The 1410-nt window shown below is 72.4% G+C and carries 2 protein-coding genes; both read left to right on the top strand.

The genetic code is table 11. The features are described from left to right. On the top strand, positions 1–712 hold a 712-nt coding region (gene lspA / locus G6023_RS15060), incomplete at its 5' end, for a signal peptidase II (RefSeq protein WP_182636275.1). Beyond that, a partial coding sequence (locus tag G6023_RS15055) for a pseudouridine synthase (protein WP_182636273.1) occupies positions 705–1410 on the top strand: 706 nt, incomplete at its 3' end. The genes lspA and G6023_RS15055, both read left to right, overlap by 8 nt.

The raw sequence follows: 1410 nt of genomic DNA, 5'->3' as shown, positions 1-1410 counted from the left end.
GACGCCGCCCGACGCGTCGGGGCCCACGCCCGGCAGCGCGGCGCCACAGGGTGACTCACCCGCGAGCACCGCGCCCCACGACCCCGCGCCCCACGACCCCGCGCCTCACAACCGTGCGCCCCACTACTTCCGGCACGGGCCGGTGGTCATGCTGGTGATCGCCGCGCTGATCGTCGCCGTAGACCAGATCGCCAAGGTCCTGGCCGTGGCGAACCTGGAGGACTCGAGGCCCATCGAGCTCATCGGCGACACGGTTCGTCTGGTCCTGCTGCGCAACCCGGGCGCCGCGTTCTCCATGGGCACCGAGTTCACGGTGGTGTTGAGCATCGTCGCCACGGTCGTGGTGGCGGGCCTGCTGTGGTTCTCCCGCAGGGTCCACTCCCGGTGGTGGGCGTGGGGCCTCGGACTGATCCTGGGCGGCGCCGCCGGAAACCTGGTGGACCGCTACTTCCGCGCGCCCGGCATCCTGCAGGGCCACGTCGTGGACTACATGGCCGTCGGCTGGTGGCCCGTGTTCAACGTGGCCGACGCCAGCCTGGTCACCGGCGTGATCGTCGTGGCCGTGGCCGTGTTCCGCAACGTCGACTTCGACGGCTCGCGGGTGTCCGAGGCGCTCGCCGGCGACAAGAAGGCCCCTGCCGACCCCGCCGCCCCCGCCCACGAGAAGGACCCCGCCGCCCCCGCCCACGAGAAGAACCCCGCCGATGGGTGAGGTCCGCACCTTCCCCGTCCCCGACGGGCTCGACGGCATGCGCGTCGACGCCGGTGTCTCCCGCCTCCTGGGCATCTCGCGGACCGCGGTCGCCGATCTGGCCGGCGAGGGCAAGGTCCTGCTCGACGGGCACACCGTGGGCAAGTCAGACAAGCTCACCGGGATGTCCTGGATCGAGGTCGAGATGCCCGAACCGCGGGCCGAGCCCGCCGTGGTCGCCGAGCCGGTCGAGGGGATGGCGGTCCTGTACTCGGACGCGGACATCGTCGTCGTCGACAAACCGGTCGGTGTCGCCGCGCACGCGTCCGTCGGCTGGACCGGCCCCACGGTGATCGGCGGCCTGGCCGCCGCCGGGTACCGCATCTCCACCTCCGGCCCGCCGGAGCGCAAGGGGATCGTCCACCGCCTGGACGTCGGCACGTCCGGACTGATGGTGGTCGCGGCGTCCGAACGCGCGTACACGCTGCTCAAGCGGGCGTTCCGCGACCGGACCGTCGACAAGACCTACCACGCGCTGGTGCAGGGCCACCCCGATCCGCTGTCGGGGACCATCGACGCGCCGATCGGCCGGCACACCTCGTCGGACTGGCGCTTCGCCGTCACCTCCGACGGCAAGCACTCGATCACCCACTACGACACCCTCGAGGCGCACCAGGCCGCGACGCTGGTGGAGGTCAAGCTCGAGACCGGCCGCACCC

This window comes from Dietzia sp. DQ11-71 (assembly GCF_014144995.1).
GTDB lineage: Bacteria > Actinomycetota > Actinomycetes > Mycobacteriales > Mycobacteriaceae > Dietzia > Dietzia kunjamensis.
Note: the sequence above shows the minus strand (reverse complement) of the source record. Positions and strands in the feature narration are given on the sequence as shown.